Raw genomic sequence first — 15,656 nt, 5'->3', positions numbered from 1 at the left:
CTGATCAATCAGCTCTTTCGGGATCGAAGGAAACTGGGGTTTGACCTCCGAGGCCGGTTTCTTTTTGGTCGGCATACATGCTCCTTTTCAACATGTTATGCCCGAACACAAAATTTCTGACAGTCTCCAACGAATACTTTGCTTGCCAGTTCACTTTTTGCACAGATGCTTGAACTGACACCTGACTAAACGGCAAAAATTGCCCACTAAACCCATACAATTCAGGGCCTCGTTAGCTTCGGTAACACGGGCCCTTCCACCAACCTCTCCACCCCCAACCGCACCCTCTCCCCCCCCTGCTCAATCACCACCCCATCCCCCTCCACCGCCACCAACTTCACCCCAGGCCCAACCTTCTCCCCCTGCAAAAAACTACGCGGCGGCCCATCGTTCAGGCTCAGTATCGCCACCGCCCCCCGACTACTCGCCATCACCCCGCTCACCTTGATATCCACTGGCGCCGTTTGATTGGAAAACCACTGCAACGCCGGGCTGTCACTGCGCACCGCGAGCAATTGCGGGGCTGCCGGCGGGGTGTGGGATTCGGCGGTGGTCAGCAGCAGCGACGACCACGTCGCCACGCCAACCAGCGCGGCGAGCAGTGCCGCGGCCTGGACCATTTGCGGTGGGGATAAGCGTGCGGTGAACATCATGGGCTGAATCTCCTTTTAGTCCCTGCCCACAGACTACGCGGCAATTCTCTCGGTTTTATTTCACACGCCTTACATGTTGGCGGTGCAGGATGATCCTCAACGCAAAGGAGCGCGCAATCGATGAACAGGCAACAGGGCTTTACCCTGATCGAGTTGATGGTGGTGCTGGTGATCATCGGTATCGCCAGTGCGACGATCAGCCTGAGCATCAAGCCCGATCCGCTGCAATTGCTGCGCAAGGACGCCGAGCGTGTGGCGCAGTTGCTGCAGGTGGCGCAGGCCGAGGCCCGCGCTGATGGCCGACCGATTGTTTGGGTCAGTGATGCCAAGGGTTTTCGGTTTAGTCGGCGCAGCGACAACGGCAAGGGTTTCGAGCATTTCAATGACGATGCACAACTGCGCCCGCGGCCGTGGCAGAGCCCGAAGGTGCAGGTGCGGGTCGAGCCGAAACAGAAAGTCGTGCTCAACGCTGAGTGGATCAATCCGCCGCTGCAACTGACGTTGTCCGATGGCGCCAATCAGTTGAGTGTCCTGCGCGATGTCGCCGGCCGGATCAGCGTGCAATGAAAGACCAACAAGGTTTCACCCTGATTGAGGTGATGGTCGCGATTCTGCTGATGGCGGTGGTGAGTTTGATTGCCTGGCGTGGGCTCGACAGCGTGACGCGGGCTGACAGCCATTTGCAGGCCAGCAGTGAGCAGAGTGACAGCCTGTTGCGGGCGCTGAATCAGTTGCAGCGGGATGTGGACATGCGCGCGGGCATTGAATTGACTGAGCCGAAGAAAGTCGGTGTGGACGACGAGCCGCCCAGCGCCCCGCCCGCGATTACTGTGCGCAGCAGTGACAACAAGGGCTTTCGCCTGGACATCATTCGTACGGCGGCGGATCAGCCGGGGGCGTTGCAGCGGGTGCGGTGGTGGGTCAAGGGCGACACGCTGTATCGGGCGGTGGCGGCGGCGCGCAGTCGGTATCCGTTGCCGGCGCCTACTGACGGGGTTGCTGTGCTGAACGATGTGAGCGATGCACAGATTCGGGTATGGGAAACGGATAAGGGCTGGCGGCAATTGAGTGGTAATCGGCGCGAGGATCCGCAAGGGCTGGAGATTCGGTTGACTCGGCAAACGCCGCAGGGGGTGGAGAAATATCGGCAGGTGATTGGGCCGTTGGACTGACAAACGCCTGAGATCCCCTGCCCCGTCCACCCTGGAGCTGCCGCAGGCTGTGGTCTTTTGATTTTATTTTTCAGAAGCAAGATCAAAAGATCGTCCGAACGCGGCCCGCGCCTTCGGCAGCTCACACTGGGATCGGGTGTACCTGCCAAAGTCTGTCAGGCCGCCATCGCTGGCAGGCTCCCACAAGGAATTGAGTACACCCCGCACGCGGCGCATGCCGCCCCACTCAACACAATGAGCGTTAGCTCGAGTACCGCTTTTGATCTTAAAGCGCCCGTCGGCAGGCTTCGTTCCGGAATTGATCCGGGGTGGGAGCGCAGCGACCGTTTGGCGAAGCCAAACAATGTCCACCGCCCCCCCACTAGCTGAGAACGACGACCCCCCCAGGCAACTCAGTGCATTTGACGCCGTAGGCATCGCGAATCAACAACGCCACACCCGCCAGTTGATCAAGGCTAAACCGCGCCTGCACCCGACGTTGTCCAAGCTCACGGTTGAGCAGCAAAAGCATCCCCGGCCGATAGCGATTAATCTCATCAATCATCTGGCTCAGGGTCGCCCCATTAAACACCAACACCTGCTGCCGCCAATTCATCACCGCCGCCGTGTCAACGTTCTGTACCGCGCCAACCTGCCCCGCGTCATAGGTCACTTGCTGCCCCGGCGCCAGACGCAAACTGCGCCCTTCAACGTCTACTTCCACAGCACCCTCAAGGCAAGTCACACACACCTGCTGATCGGTATTGCGCAGATTGAATCGCGCCTGACTGGCACGCAACCACCCGCCCCCCGCCTGCATCGCCAACGGTAACCGCGCGGTCTGCACTTCGACTTCACCACTGACCAGTTCAAAACCTTGCACGCCGTCATCCACGGAACGCTGATTGATGCGGGTCTGCGTGTTCAGTTCCAGGCTCACACCCTGCGCCGGTTCGAAGCGCCGCTGTTGGCCGACTTCGGTGATGTAGTCGGCACCCAGCCCTTCGAAGCCACCGGGAATCGTCCCACGTACCAGCAGGAACGCCGCCGATGCGGCAATCGCACCGCCGAGAAAGGCACGGCGACCGAAACGGCGTGGCGCCTGCATTTGCTCCACGGCGGGTTGCAGGTTGTGCCACAACACCTTGGCCTGCTCGAAAGCCTGCGCATGTTCGGCGCTCTGGGCGCACCATTGGCGCAAGGCGCGGGCGTCGGCCACGGTGGCGCGGCCGGAGGTCAGCAGGACCAGCCAGTCGCGGGCTTCGCTGTGCAGTTTCTCGGCCGCTGATGGCTCGGCAGGTGTCAGTCGAAAGATGTTCAAACGCGCAGATTCTCAACGAATTGATCGGGCACTATTCAGAAGACGGTTTTCCGGCCCCGCGACCGAACCGCTGAAACACTTTTCTTTCCAGTTTTGCAGCGCAATGCCCCAGTGCGGCTTTGATTTCCTTCTCCACCATGCGCGTGGAAATGCCGAAACGCTGGGAAATTTCCAGGTGGGGAGCCTCCTCCAGGCGCGCGGCAATGAAGATCTTGCGGCGCCGCGCCGGCAGTTCGTACAACGCGCTGAGCAGCGACTGGATTTCCTTTTGCCCGCCCACCACCCGTGCCGGATCGAGCGCCTCGTCGCCGATTTGCAGCAACTCTTCGACTTCGCTTCCGGTGAGCAAACGCGCGTCGGCCTGGCGCCGGTCCGCAGCGATGTTCAGGGCCATGCGATACAGGTAGGCGTTGGGCCGCAAGAGGTTCGGCGGCGGCTCCATGCGGTCGACGCGCAGGTAAGTTTCGTGCAGCACGTCGTTAGCCAGATCCTCTGAGCCCAGACGCCGACGCAGGCGCACCCGAAAATCCTCGTAAGAGGTCAGGAACAGTTGGACCATCGAACCTTGTCCGGTGTCTTTCATCCCCCGGAAACTCCTTCCCATTTGGTGCATTCCATGCGTTTCCCTGACGACTGCGGTAACAACAGCAACGTGACCGGCTGACGCAAGGCACTGGGCGTCGGCCGGTCGATCCTGAGACTGCGAAAACTTTCTACCAGCGCGGTATCGCGCCGTACATCGCCGGTGGAGGTGACCAACCGGTTGTGTTGCACCACGCCATCGCGCCCGACCCAGACCTGCAACACCGCGCGATAACCGCCCGGACGGGTCAGCGGTGAACGGCACAGGTTGCGCTCGATCGCCGCTTGTACCGCCGTGGCGTAACTGCGGTTGACCGCGATGCTGGCGGGCGATGGCTTGTCCCCGGTCGATGGCACGTCCTCGACCTGTGCCACCTGCAAGGTGAACGCATCATCACGGGCATAGCGCGCCATCAAGCCGCTGCCGCCGAGCAAACGACGCAAGGCATCAGCGGCGGTGTACTGACCCTCAACCGCCAGCGAACGTCTGCCTCGACTCAACTGGCTGTCGACCAGCACCGCAACGCCCGTGGCGTGGCTGTATTGATCCAGTGCCCGAGCCAGATCCTGCGCCGGAATGTGCAGCGTCATGCGCAGGTCCGCCGGCACCGCGTCGGCCATTGCGTGGCTCGCCGCACAGCCAAGCAGCCACCCCAGACACATCCGGCGTACAAGCCTCGTTGAACGCTGAAGACCGCCCCTGGAACTGCCTCGCTGCACGGCTGACGTATCCCTGAAATTCGTCATCCTGAGGGCTGTTTATGAATCTGGTGTGACGGGCGCTGCAAAAAAACCATCACGGGTTTTGTATCGGCCTTGCACTAGACTCAAGCCCTAGAGCAGCCCCTTCGGGCTGGCCAGGAGGCAGGCATGAAAACACTCTGCAGAATCACCCTGGGCGGGCTGTTGCTGAGCGCATTGGTCAACGCCCAGGCCGAACAACCGCTGGGCTGCGTAGAGGTGGCGGTCGGCGGCTACAAGGCACCGAATTACGATTGCCTGACCCAGCAGATGGGCAACAACCCTGAAGGCGCCGCGGCCGCCGAGAAAAACCGTGAGGCGTTGAATGTGCCGGTGAACAAGCGGCCACCCAATCAGATGGGATTGGCGACGCCCGCCGGCACCAGCACGCGCATGGGCAATACCTTTGGCTCGTCGGTAAAACCGCAACGACCACCGAATTGAAAACGTTTCAGTCGCTGGGCGTCTGGCGAAAACTCACTGCGAGGCGATTCCAACTGTTGATGGTGGTTACGGCGATGGTCAGGTCGACCATTTCGGCTTCGTTGAACTGCTCGCGTGCCTGCTGATAAACGTCATCCGGCACATGGCTTTCGGCGAGCAGCGTCACCGCTTCGGCCCAGCCCAGCGCCGCGCGTTCGCGAGGATTGAAAAACCCGCTGTCGCGCCACACTGCAATCGCGTACAAGCGCCGATCACTCTCCCCGGCCCGCCGTGCGTCTACCGAATGCATGTCGGTGCAGAACGCGCAGCCATTGAGCTGCGAGGCGCGGATCCGGATCAGTTGCAGCAGTGGCTGCTCGATGCTGAGGCTGGCGGTCAGCGCCTCCATGGCAATCATCGCTTTCATCGCTTTGGGCGAAGCGTTGTAGTAGTCCAGGCGCGGGGACATGGCAGGTCTCGGGAAGCGCAATGATGAGTTCACGGTAAGCGCAGAGCTACCGGCGTTACAGCCCCAATTCCACGGAATATCGCTACACCAGTGAAATCCCGGCCACACACAAATCCTCCTTGTGGGAGCGGTGACCAATTTCGGGTTTTTGTGCTGCGCAACTATTGCCGACCACGCAACAGCGGTAATCTGGCGGGCACGCCAAATAGCCTCGGGAGCCTCGTCGGTATGGAACTTCACGTTGTGATCAACGGCCGCAAGGATCTGGCCGGTCAGTTGTATCAGCAACTGCGCGACGCCATCGAATCCGGGCGTCTGGCCGCTGGCACACAATTGCCGCCCAGCCGCTTGTTGGCCGAGCAACTGGGGATCTCGCGCAAGACCATTTCCGACACTTACGCGCAGTTGACCTACGAAAACTTCCTCACCGGCGTGATCGGTAAAGGCACCTACGTCAACGCACGCCCGGCGCAGGTCCAACGCAAGCAAAGCCACACCGAGCTGGCCAGCGCCGAGGTGATCGAGCGCTGGCGCAATCTGCCGGTGTTCCTGCGCCACCCGACGCTGGAGGGTTCGCTGCGCTACGACTTCATCGGTGGCGCCACCAGCAAGGGCCAGTTTCCCCATGACGACTGGCGCCGCTGTGTCTCTCATGCGATGCGCCAGATGGCCGGTTCAAAAGGCTTCTACAGCGTGCCCGAAGGTTTGCCGGCGTTGCGCAATGCGATTGCCCGGCACATCGCGTTTTCTCGCGGGGTGAACTGCCAGGACGAAGACATCGTGGTGTGCAACGGCGCGCAACAGGCGCTGGACCTGATCACCCGCGTGTTGATCAGCCCCGGCAGTCGGGTCGCGATGGAAGACCCGGGCTACCCGCCGGCGCGCTTGCTGTTCGGCACCCACGGCGCGGATGTGGTCGGCGTGCCCGTGGATGACGAAGGCATTGTGGTTGAGCAAATTCCCGAGGGCACGCGGCTGATCTACGTCACGCCCTCGCACCAGTTTCCCCTGAGCATGCCGATGAGTCCGGCGCGGCGCGAAGCCTTGCTGGCCCGCGCCTATGAGCTGGGCGCAATCATCATCGAAGACGACTACGACAGTGAGTTTCGCTACGAAGGTCGGCCCACCGACTCACTGTTCAGCCTCGACCAGCGCGGCATCGTCGCCTATGTCGGCACCTTCTCCAAGACCCTGCTGCCAGAGCTGCGCCTGGGTTATGCGATTCTGCCGCCAGCGATCCTCGAAGCGGTGATCCGCGCCAAACAACTCACCGACCTGCACGCCTCTACCCTGCCGCAATGGGCGCTGGCCAAGTTCATCGCCGAGGGTTGCCTGCTCAAGCATATCCGCCGCTGCCACACGATTTACGCCCAGCGCCGCGAACGGATTCTGGCGCGCATGGCCAGCGATCTGTCGCCGTGGCTTGAGGCGGTGCCACCCAGCGCCGGGTTCCACATGGCGGCGTTCTGCAAACGGCCGATCGACCTGCCGCTGGTGATCGAACTGGCGAAAAAGGTTGAAGTGGGCCTGTACTCGATCAACGGTTTCTATCATCAGCAAGCGCCGAAAAACGGTTTGTACTTTGGCTTCGGCGCCATCGAAACCCTGGACATCGATATCGCCCTCGATCGCCTGCGCGACATACTCCAGCAAGTGGCTTGATTGATTGGCCTAACCGATTAACCGCCGATTGGTTATTGGTGATAGCGAGGTGCCGGCCTATTCTGCACAGGCGTTTTCCCTCAATGAGCAGGATTCGTCCGGCCTGATTCAGGAGTGTGAGCAATGTCCAACGAAGTGATCAACACCGTACAGGTGCAGGCAGCCGCCGGCCGCTCGGATGAACTGGGCAGGCAACTGCAGAAGATCGTCGAAACCCTGCGCGAAACGCCGGGCTGTGATTCCTATATGGTCGACCGCTGCCCCGAGGACAGCCACCGCTGGATGGTCAGTGCCCGTTGGCAGTCGGAAGCGGCGATGCAGGCGCATTTCAACCGGCCCGAGGCGCAGGGGTTTATCGACTTGATCGATAGCCGGCTGGCCAATAGCGTGGATTTCAACAGTTTCCCTATCGTTTGACCCGACGCCTTCGCGAGCAATCCCGCCCCCACATTGGAATGCGACCCACTGTGGAAGCGGGCTTACTCGCGAAGGCGTTTGCCGCACACCGGTTTTTTCTGGCATCCCCCAGTATTGGTCACCCGATCTTCCCGAATATTGGCCGTTTGAATGCGCCACCCCGCGCACTACTGTGATCACCGACATCCCCACTTCACAGGTGATCCGCCATGAAAACCCTGCACGTCCTCGCCGCCGCCCTCGCCCTGACGATTTCCGCCTCGGCCCTGGCCCACGACTCGTCCGAGAAAGTCACTGTGCTGCAAGACCAGATGCTGAAAAACGCACCGGGTAAAAAAGCCATGATGATCGAAGTCGACTACAAGCCCGGCCAATCCTCGATTGCCCACAAACACGACGGCACCGCCATGGCCTATGTGCTGGAAGGCGAAGTGATTTCCCAGGTGAAAGGTGAACAGGCGATCACCTACAAAAAAGGCCAGTTCTGGTACGAACCGGCCGGTTCCGAACATCTGGTGTCGAAAAACGCCAGCAAAAGCAAACCAGCCAAGTTGCTGGTGTTTATGGTGCTGGCCCCGGACGAGCAAGTGCTGATCCCCCTGAAAGACTGATAGTTGTTCGGCCTGCCATAAATAAAAAGGCGCAAATCGTTGATTTGCGCCTTTTTATTGCTCGGAGAAATTAACCGGTTCCGTTTAAAGCAAATGAAACTATCCACGCGCTGATAAACCGACAAATTGTCAGCTGCCTTACAGACTCTCCGGTTTAGTCTGAATTAAAGCCGAGCGCCCTTTTAAAACTCGGCAATTGCAACTTTCCGACTGAAGTTGTTTCACGGGAGATTCACCATGAAACTTGCGTTGGCCAGTACGTTGGTAATTTCGGTTTTAGCCCTCTGCGCCTGTTCAGTGCCCACCCCTCCTAAAGCGGTCTCATCCCTCGACACGCTACTGCCCCACCCGACCGGCCGCAGCAATACCACTGAGGTGAAAAGCGGTCCCGGCGTCGCGCTAGGCGTCATCTCCAGCCCAAGCACCCAGATCAATCGCGAATACCTGCGCGACTATCAGGCCAACGCCGGCACCGGTTTCGGCCAGAGCCTGCTGGTGCAACCGATTCACGACGCCTATGTTGCCAGCTCGAAACCGGACATGGCGGTGGATTGGGTCAACGCCTCCCTGCAACACCAGTTCGGCTCAGTGACGGTCTACCCGGACATGCAAAGCCTGCGTGCTGCAAGACCGGATGTGGTGGCGATTGTCGACACCCACAGCCAACTGATCACTTCGCGCAGTTCCGATATCAAGGCGGACGTGAGTGCCGATTTCTATGATGTGCAACTTAACTACATCGGCACGGCAAAAGGCTCGGACGCGAAAGAACTGACGCAACTCTGGGCGGACTTTAAACGTTCTGAGGAGATTATTGCGGACATCACTCAACAACAAGACGTTCAAGTAAGGGCATTGCAGAATTTTGACTAGCCGCTCAGTAATTTACTGACCAGACCGACGAAAAAAGTGTCGATGCTCGATAACACACAAGCAAAAAAGTTGTATTGATAACAGGTACCCACCACCCTTTCAGGCGACTGTCTACTGTCAGGTATTACAGTAGACAGCCACTCTTCAAGCGCCTCCAATAGCCAGCCTGCGTTGCACCGATCCACCTCTTTCGGATGTCGCTATACGCAGTTCCCCACGCGTATTGAGGAACAAAAAATGTCTGATAAATTCGGCAATTCAACAGTTGGAGATCTCGATCCCGACTTCGGGCCTGATGGCACGGGCATTTCCTGGCTCGAATATCCGGATGGAGATAATGGCTTCGCCAGTGGCATAACCGTTACGCCGGACCACAAGTTACTGATTGCTGCCAGATCGGGACAAAAGTATTCAATTGTGCGATTGACTGCGGATGGCAAGCAGGACGACAGCTTTGGTAATCGAGGAACCGTCACGGGTATGTTTGCCAGCGGTTTCAAATCAACAGGCAAAAGCATTCGCGTGCTAAAGGACCAAAGAATATTGCTTGATGGACTTTTCGACCTAGAGGAATTTGGCGCTCCACCGGTACGCGGGCTTGCACTTTACGACGACAAGGGCGCCCTCGTGTCGGCGTTTGGAGAAGGCGGGGTAAATGAGGCTTAACCCAAACGGATCATTGGACACGACGTTTGGCGATGGGAAAGGTTATGTTCCCATCCAGTACCTGGCGAACTCTACTTGGGCTGGCTCACTGCTTCACCTCCAAGACGGGACATTTGCCGTCGCAGGTTCAGCACACGTAGAAGGCACGTCGTTCGCCATGATTGCTCGTTTTGACGCTCAGGGCATTCCTGTCAGAAATTTTGGCCGCAATGGTTTTGTTCTGTTTGATTTCCAGAATCCTAGTAGTGAAATAACCGAGCTTGTACAAATGCCTGACGGCAATATTCTCGGAATGGGGAGCACCGGACAGACCGGAATATTCTCGGGTGTAATGGTATGTATTGATTCGAAAGGTGCATTTGCTGGCTCTTTCAACGGAGGTAATCCGCTCCTCACGCCCTTTCCTCAAGCGCCGCTTGGCATCCAATGGATATCTGGCGCGCAACGAGATGACAACAAAATAGTGGTTATTGCCAACACCTTGGGCGAATCAAACTCAAAATTGCTCCTGGCCCAATTCCACCCAACTGGCGAACCTGATCTCGGTTTCGGCAATCAAGGCAAGTTAATGATTGATTTGACTGATGTGCTGGACATGGCAAATGGCATTGCCATTCAGAAAGGTCAGATCGTCGTATCCGGCACTTCTCTGCCGCATCCACAAGGTGTATGCAGTTTCGCCTTGCGCTGTTCTGCAGTGCATTGAAAACTGATAAAAAAAGCCCCGGCATCTCACGACACCGGGGCTTTCTCATTCAGCCACTACTTACGCCAATTCAGGCTCGGCATTCGCAGCAACTACAGGCACTACCGCTTGCCCGCTCAACGCCAGATCCAGCAGTTCGCGGTTGGCCACTGCATACATGGCGTAGTCAGTGCCGCTCGCAGCACGAATTTCCACCAGCATGGCACGCCAGCGCGAAATCATGCTTTCGTGCTGTTCCATCCACAGCGCCAGGCGTTCTTCCACTTCATGAGTGCCGTCGCCCTGTTGCAGGACGGAGATGGTGATCGCACGTTGCTGCCAGTCGACGTCATCGCGGAACGCTTCACGGGCCAGGGCCTGCCAGTTGTTTTCAACCGGCAGTGCGCTGATCTGTTGCAGGTACCAGGTGATGTCCAGCGCACTGCCCACGGCGAAGTAGGCCTTGGCCACTTCTGCCGGGTTCTGGCCCGTCACGTCGGAGGCTTCGATGATCGGCAGCAGGGTGTACAGGTGCGAGGTGCCCGCCACCATACGCGCCAGCAACTCCGGCACACCGGCTTCGACGTAAGCCTGATAACGCGCCTGCCAGTTTTCGTGGATCTCGCCGCTCAGCAGTTCATCGAGCTTGAGACCCAACTCCTTCAGGTGCGGACCGAAATGCGCGACGTCACGGGCAGCGTTCTGCTCGTTGCGGCGGGCACGCAGGAACCAGCGCGTAGCACGACGGCCCAGACGCATCAGCTCGTCCATCAACTCCAGTTGCACGTCAGCGGAAACCTGATAATCCAGGGCTTCGATCTGACGGAACCAGTGCGGGAGATGGAAGATGTCACGCACAATCACATATGCGCCCGCCACGTTCGCCGGGCTCATGCCGGTCGACTCTTTGAGTCGCTGAACGAAGGTGATGCCCATGTGGTTGACCAGGTCGTTGGCGATCTGGGTGCCGACTATTTCACGTTTGAGGCGGTGACGACGCATGGCGTCGGAGAACTTGCTGACCAACGTCGGCGGGAACGCCGTTTCCATGTCGCGGGTCAGGTAATCGTCGTCCGGCACCTGAGAGCCCAGCAACTGCTCCTTGAGGTCGATCTTGCTGTACGAGATCAGCACCGACAGTTCGGGGCGGGTCAGGCCATGGCCTGCTGCCACTCGCTCGTTGATCTGTTCTTCGGTCGGCAGGAACTCGATGGCACGGTCCAGCTTGCCACGGCCTTCCAGATCACCCATCAGACGCTTGTACTCAGCGATGCGTGCGTAAGCGCGACGCGCTGCCAGGGACAGGGCCTGAGTCTGCTTGTAGTTGTTGCCCAGCACCAGACCACCGACTTCTTCGGTCATGCTCGCCAGCAACAGGTTGCGTTGCTTGTCGGTCATGTCGCCAGCCTGAACCACTTCGTTCAGCAGGATCTTGATGTTCACTTCGTGGTCGGAGCAGTCCACGCCACCGGCGTTGTCGATGAAGTCGGTGTTGGAACCGCCGCCATTGAGGCCGAATTCCACACGACCCAGTTGGGTCATGCCGAGGTTACCGCCCTCGCCCACTACTTTGCAGCGTAGTTCGTTGCCGTTCACGCGCAGCGCATCGTTGGCCTTGTCGCCGACGTCGGCGTGGCTTTCAGTGCTGGCTTTGACGTAAGTGCCGATACCGCCGTTCCACAAAAGATCAACCGGAGCCTTGAGCAAGGCGTTGAGCAGTTCGGTCGGGGTCAGCTTGTCAGCCTTGATGTCGAAGCGTTCTTGCATCTGCGGGGAAATTGCGATGCTCTTCGCGCTGCGCGAGAAGATACCGCCGCCTTCGGACATGAGGCTGGTGTCGTAATCGGTCCAAGCCGAACGCGGCAGATCGAACAGACGCTGACGTTCGACGAAGCTGGTCGCCGGGTTCGGGTTCGGATCGATGAAGATGTGCAGGTGGTTGAATGCAGCAACCAGTTGCAGCTTGTCGGACATCAGCAAGCCGTTACCGAACACGTCACCGGCCATATCGCCGACGCCCACCACGGTGATGCTGTCTTCCTGAACATTGATGCCGCGTTCGCGGAAGTGACGCTGTACGCCCACCCACGCGCCTTTGGCGGTGATGCCCATTTTCTTGTGGTCGTAACCGGCAGAACCACCGGACGCGAACGCGTCACCCAGCCAGAAGCCGTAGTCGATGGCGATACCGTTGGCGATGTCGGAGAAGGTTGCAGTGCCCTTGTCCGCCGCGACCACCAGGTACGGGTCATCGTCGTCATGACGCACGACGTTGGCCGGCGGCACCAGTGCGCCGTCTTTGAGGTTGTCGGTGATGTCGAGCAGACCGGAAATGAAGATGCGGTAGCAGGCGATGCCCTCGGCCGCGATCTCGTCACGGCTGCCGCCCAGTGGCAAGCGACGCGGCAGGAAGCCGCCCTTCGCACCCACTGGCACGATGACCGAGTTCTTCACTTGCTGGGCTTTTACCAGGCCGAGGACTTCGGTACGGAAGTCTTCTTCACGGTCGGACCAGCGCAGGCCACCGCGAGCAACGTTACCGAAGCGCAGGTGCACGCCTTCAACGCGTGGCGAGTAAACGAAGATTTCGAACTTCGGTACTGGCTTCGGCAGTTCAGGAATCGCGTGCGGGTTGAACTTGAAGCTGAAGTACGACTTGTTCTGGCCGTTGGCATCCGTCTGATAGAAGTTGGTGCGCAGCGTGGCTTTGATCAGGTCCAGGTAGCGACGCAGGATGCGGTCTTCGTTGAGCACCTGAACATCGTCCAGTGCGGTCAGAATTGCCTGCTCCAGGCGCTGTTGCTTGTCTTCCAGATCATCGCTGCCGAGCTTGCGGGCCAGGTAGAAGCGGGTTTTGAACAACCGGGTCAGTTCGCGAGCGATGTCGGTGTGGTTGTTCAGGGTGCTGGCGATGTAACCCAGATCGAAGCCCAGACGAATCTGCTTCAGGTAACGGGCGTAGGCACGCAGCAGCGCAACGTCGCGCCATGGCAGGCCGGCGGTCAGCACCAGACGGTTGAACGCATCGTTCTCGGCGTCGCCACGAACGATGTGGACGAAAGCGTCCTGCAGGGTGTCGTTGAGTTGCTGGATGTCGAGTTCCAGGCCTTCAGCGGCGGTGAACGCGAAGTCGTGAATCCAGAACTCGCGGCCTTTGGTGTGACGCAGGCGGTACGGGAATTCACCCAGCACGCGCAGGCCGAGGTTTTCCAGGATCGGCAGGACGTCGGACAGCGCCAGTGGCGTGTCGGCGTGATACAGCTTGCAATGCAGCTCGCGCTGGCCGGAAACCTGACCCAGCGGCTGATAGAAGCTCATCACCAGCGGATTTTTTTCGTTCAGGCTCAGCAGGTGCTGCATGTCGACCACAGCCGAATGCGCGGCGAAACGCTCGCGGTAACCGGCCGGGAAGCCTTTCGGGAAGTCGGCCAGCACGTTGGTGCCGTGGGCTTCGCCGAAGCTTTCGACGGTCAGTGCGGCGTAGTCGTCCTGCCAGCTACGGCAAGCCTGAACCACTTCTTTTTCCAGCAGTACGGTGTCGATGTCGAGACGGTTTTTCGGGTCGACACGCAGGATCAACTGCACGCGAGCCAGCACGGACTCGGAGAAGAATGTCCAGAATTCGCAATCGGAAGCCTTCAGGCGCTCCATCAGCACTTGCTGGATCTTCTGGCGAACTTCGGTGGAATAGATGTCGCGCGGCACGTAGGCCAGGCAGTAGCAGAAACGACCGTACGGGTCTTTGCGCAGGAACACGCGAATCTTGTTGCGCTCCTGGATCTGCACAATCGACATCACGGTGGTGAACAGTTCGTCGACCGGGGTCTGGAACAGGTCATCACGCGGCAGCACTTCGAGCACCTGGGCCAGTTCTTTGCCCAGGTGAGCCTTGGACTGGAAGCCTGAGCGGTGCTCGATTTCTTCGACCTTGCGGCGGATGAATGGGATGACCCGCACGCTCTCGCCATACACCGAGGAGGTGTACAGGCCCATGAAACGGTGTTCCTTGATGACTTTGCCGTCGGCGTCGATTTCGCGGATCGACACGTAGTCCGGGTAGGCCGGACGGTGCACACGGCTTGGGTGCGCAGCCTTGGCGAACGACAGCAGGGTCGGCTCACGCAGGTAGCTCACGGCGTAATCTTCGATGCGCAGGTCATCGTAGGTCAGGCCGGTGCGCAGCAGTTTGGTCAGGCCGAGGAAGGCGTTCTGGTCGTACTCGATGTGGCCGCCATCGGCCTGATCGGTGACCACAAACTCTTCGTAGCCAAGGAAGGTGAAGTGGTTGCCCACCAGCCATTCCAGGAAACTTTTGATTTCGTTCTTTTCGTCGGCATCGATGGCGAATGCACTGTTGTCGAGCTTGGTGAGGATTTCCTGCACCTTGGCTTTCATCGGCTCGAAATCGGCGACCGCGACGCGGACTTCACCGAGCACCTGCTCCAGCTCTTTGCTCAGCACATTCAGTTCGGCCGCGTTGGCGCAACGGTCGATTTCCAGGTACATCAGCGACTCTTGCAGAATGTCGTCGCCCTGGGTGCCTTTTGGCAGGATTTCCAGCAATTCGCCCTTGCTGCCACGACGCACGCTCAGCACGGTGGTTTGCAGGGTGTGGATGCTGTAGCCGCGGCGGTTCAGTTCAGTGCGCACCGAGTCGACCAGAAATGGCAGGTCGTGGTGCAGCACTTCGACCGCGGTGTGGGTCGACTGCCAGCCGTGGCGTTCGTAATCAGGGTTGTAGACGCGCACTTGCGGTTGCGCGTGATCGAAGCGCTCAAGCAGGCGCCACGCGGAAAGAGTACAGCCAGCGAGGTCGGAGAGGCGACGCTGGGTCAGCTCGTCCAGAGAAATGATGCCGAAGAATTGTTCAGCGAACAGCGCCACTTGTGGCAGTGCCTGTTCACTGATGTGCTGCGCCAGTGCCGCTTGCAGTTGGTGCTGGAAGTCGGCTTTGCTGGCTGCGGTGAAGAACGCCATCTGTGGTACTCCGCTTAAGCTTGTTATTGATGGAAAGCGTCGCGTGCAACACCCCTTTCGGGGTTTGTATCGCCCTGCTCCTGATTCTCGGGCAGAGGAAACAGGGTGACAGGTGGATGAAGCTGGACGGGACGCTCAGGTCACATTCACCTTCCATGAATGGGCATCTGCAAAAGCGACTGTCAGGGCTGCCAACAATGCCTTTACGGGTGCTCATCCGTTGCGCAGCTTAAAGGGTGCGACAATGTGTCTGCTTGCGGTGCTGCGACATATTCGGTCATTGGCACGTAAACCGAGGGTTTCGCACCGGTAAACACTAGCAGTCGTGGCGGAAAACGCCGGGTTGCATGCCCGTATTTACGGGACATCCGTCCCAGATGCAGACCTTTTGCCCTTACATATCCAGAAACGAAAACGCCCAAGGC

At 59.1% G+C, this 15,656-nt stretch carries 14 protein-coding genes and 1 pseudogene; 9 read left to right on the top strand and 6 right to left on the bottom strand.

Going from position 1 to position 15,656, the window contains the following annotated elements:
- Positions 1-221: 221 nt before the first annotated feature.
- Positions 222-653 (bottom strand): type II secretion system protein N, encoded by a 432-nt coding sequence (locus AACY02_RS24635; RefSeq protein ID WP_339434168.1) that lies wholly within the window; start codon positions 651-653, stop codon positions 222-224.
- 120 nt (positions 654-773) lie between these two features.
- Here AACY02_RS24635 and gspH point away from each other — a divergent pair, with 120 nt between their 5' ends.
- Together gspH and AACY02_RS24625 are read left to right on the top strand one after the other, a co-directional pair.
- Positions 774-1,220 (top strand): type II secretion system minor pseudopilin GspH, encoded by a 447-nt coding sequence (gene gspH, locus AACY02_RS24630; protein ID WP_339434167.1) that lies wholly within the window; start codon positions 774-776, stop codon positions 1,218-1,220.
- Complete coding sequence (locus AACY02_RS24625; protein WP_339434166.1) at positions 1,217-1,825, top strand: prepilin-type N-terminal cleavage/methylation domain-containing protein; 609 nt, start codon at positions 1,217-1,219, stop codon at positions 1,823-1,825. Before gspH ends, AACY02_RS24625 begins: the two co-directional genes overlap by 4 nt.
- Before the next feature lie 361 nt (positions 1,826-2,186).
- Here AACY02_RS24625 and AACY02_RS24620 read toward each other — a convergent pair whose 3' ends face one another.
- The 3 genes from AACY02_RS24620 to AACY02_RS24610 are packed head-to-tail and all read right to left on the bottom strand — an operon-like array spanning position 2,187 to position 4,370.
- The gene (locus AACY02_RS24620; protein WP_339434165.1) at positions 2,187-3,125 is read right to left on the bottom strand and encodes a FecR family protein; all 939 of its coding nucleotides are present in this window, start codon (positions 3,123-3,125) and stop codon (positions 2,187-2,189) included.
- Positions 3,126-3,156: 31 nt separating this feature from the next.
- A complete protein-coding gene (locus AACY02_RS24615; protein ID WP_339434164.1) occupies positions 3,157-3,708 on the bottom strand; it encodes an RNA polymerase sigma factor in 552 nt (183 codons plus the stop codon).
- Positions 3,705-4,370: a secretin and TonB N-terminal domain-containing protein gene (locus tag AACY02_RS24610; protein ID WP_339434163.1), complete on the bottom strand. Its 666-nt coding sequence runs from the start codon at positions 4,368-4,370 to the stop codon at positions 3,705-3,707. The genes AACY02_RS24615 and AACY02_RS24610 overlap by 4 nt, the downstream gene beginning before the upstream one ends.
- Positions 4,371-4,577: 207 nt before the next feature.
- On the opposite strand from AACY02_RS24610, the gene AACY02_RS24605 reads away from it, so the two are divergent.
- Complete coding sequence (locus AACY02_RS24605; RefSeq protein WP_339434162.1) at positions 4,578-4,892, top strand: hypothetical protein; 315 nt, start codon at positions 4,578-4,580, stop codon at positions 4,890-4,892.
- Positions 4,893-4,899: 7 nt separating this feature from the next.
- Here AACY02_RS24605 and AACY02_RS24600 read toward each other — a convergent pair whose 3' ends face one another.
- On the bottom strand, positions 4,900-5,340 hold the full coding sequence (locus tag AACY02_RS24600) for a carboxymuconolactone decarboxylase family protein (protein WP_339434161.1): 441 nt from the start codon (positions 5,338-5,340) through the stop codon (positions 4,900-4,902).
- Positions 5,341-5,568: 228 nt separating this feature from the next.
- Here AACY02_RS24600 and pdxR point away from each other — a divergent pair, with 228 nt between their 5' ends.
- The 6 genes and pseudogenes from pdxR to AACY02_RS24570 all read left to right on the top strand — a co-directional run bounded on the left by pdxR (position 5,569) and on the right by AACY02_RS24570 (position 10,275).
- Positions 5,569-7,002 carry a MocR-like pyridoxine biosynthesis transcription factor PdxR gene (gene pdxR, locus AACY02_RS24595; protein ID WP_339434160.1) on the top strand — a complete coding sequence of 478 codons (1,434 nt, stop codon included), beginning with the start codon at positions 5,569-5,571 and terminating at the stop codon, positions 7,000-7,002.
- Positions 7,003-7,125: 123 nt separating this feature from the next.
- Positions 7,126-7,419: a putative quinol monooxygenase gene (locus tag AACY02_RS24590; protein WP_123533564.1), complete on the top strand. Its 294-nt coding sequence runs from the start codon at positions 7,126-7,128 to the stop codon at positions 7,417-7,419.
- A gap of 209 nt (positions 7,420-7,628) precedes the next feature.
- The gene (locus tag AACY02_RS24585) at positions 7,629-8,030 is read left to right on the top strand and encodes a cupin domain-containing protein (RefSeq protein WP_339434159.1); all 402 of its coding nucleotides are present in this window, start codon (positions 7,629-7,631) and stop codon (positions 8,028-8,030) included.
- A gap of 237 nt (positions 8,031-8,267) precedes the next feature.
- Positions 8,268-8,981 (top strand): annotated as a pseudogene (locus AACY02_RS24580) (ATPase).
- 159 nt (positions 8,982-9,140) lie between these two features.
- The gene (locus tag AACY02_RS24575) at positions 9,141-9,569 is read left to right on the top strand and encodes a hypothetical protein (protein ID WP_339434158.1); all 429 of its coding nucleotides are present in this window, start codon (positions 9,141-9,143) and stop codon (positions 9,567-9,569) included.
- Positions 9,559-10,275 (top strand): hypothetical protein, encoded by a 717-nt coding sequence (locus tag AACY02_RS24570; RefSeq protein WP_339434157.1) that lies wholly within the window; start codon positions 9,559-9,561, stop codon positions 10,273-10,275. Before AACY02_RS24575 ends, AACY02_RS24570 begins: the two co-directional genes overlap by 11 nt.
- Before the next feature lie 60 nt (positions 10,276-10,335).
- On the opposite strand, the gene AACY02_RS24565 is transcribed toward AACY02_RS24570, so the two are convergent.
- The gene (locus tag AACY02_RS24565) at positions 10,336-15,231 is read right to left on the bottom strand and encodes an NAD-glutamate dehydrogenase (protein ID WP_339434156.1); all 4,896 of its coding nucleotides are present in this window, start codon (positions 15,229-15,231) and stop codon (positions 10,336-10,338) included.
- Between the last annotated feature and the right edge of the window lie 425 nt (positions 15,232-15,656).

The sequence above is a fragment of the Pseudomonas sp. EA_65y_Pfl2_P78 genome, from assembly GCF_963970495.1.
In the GTDB taxonomy this organism is placed as follows: Bacteria; Pseudomonadota; Gammaproteobacteria; order Pseudomonadales; family Pseudomonadaceae; genus Aquipseudomonas; species Aquipseudomonas baetica_A.
Note: the sequence above shows the minus strand (reverse complement) of the source record. Positions and strands in the feature narration are given on the sequence as shown.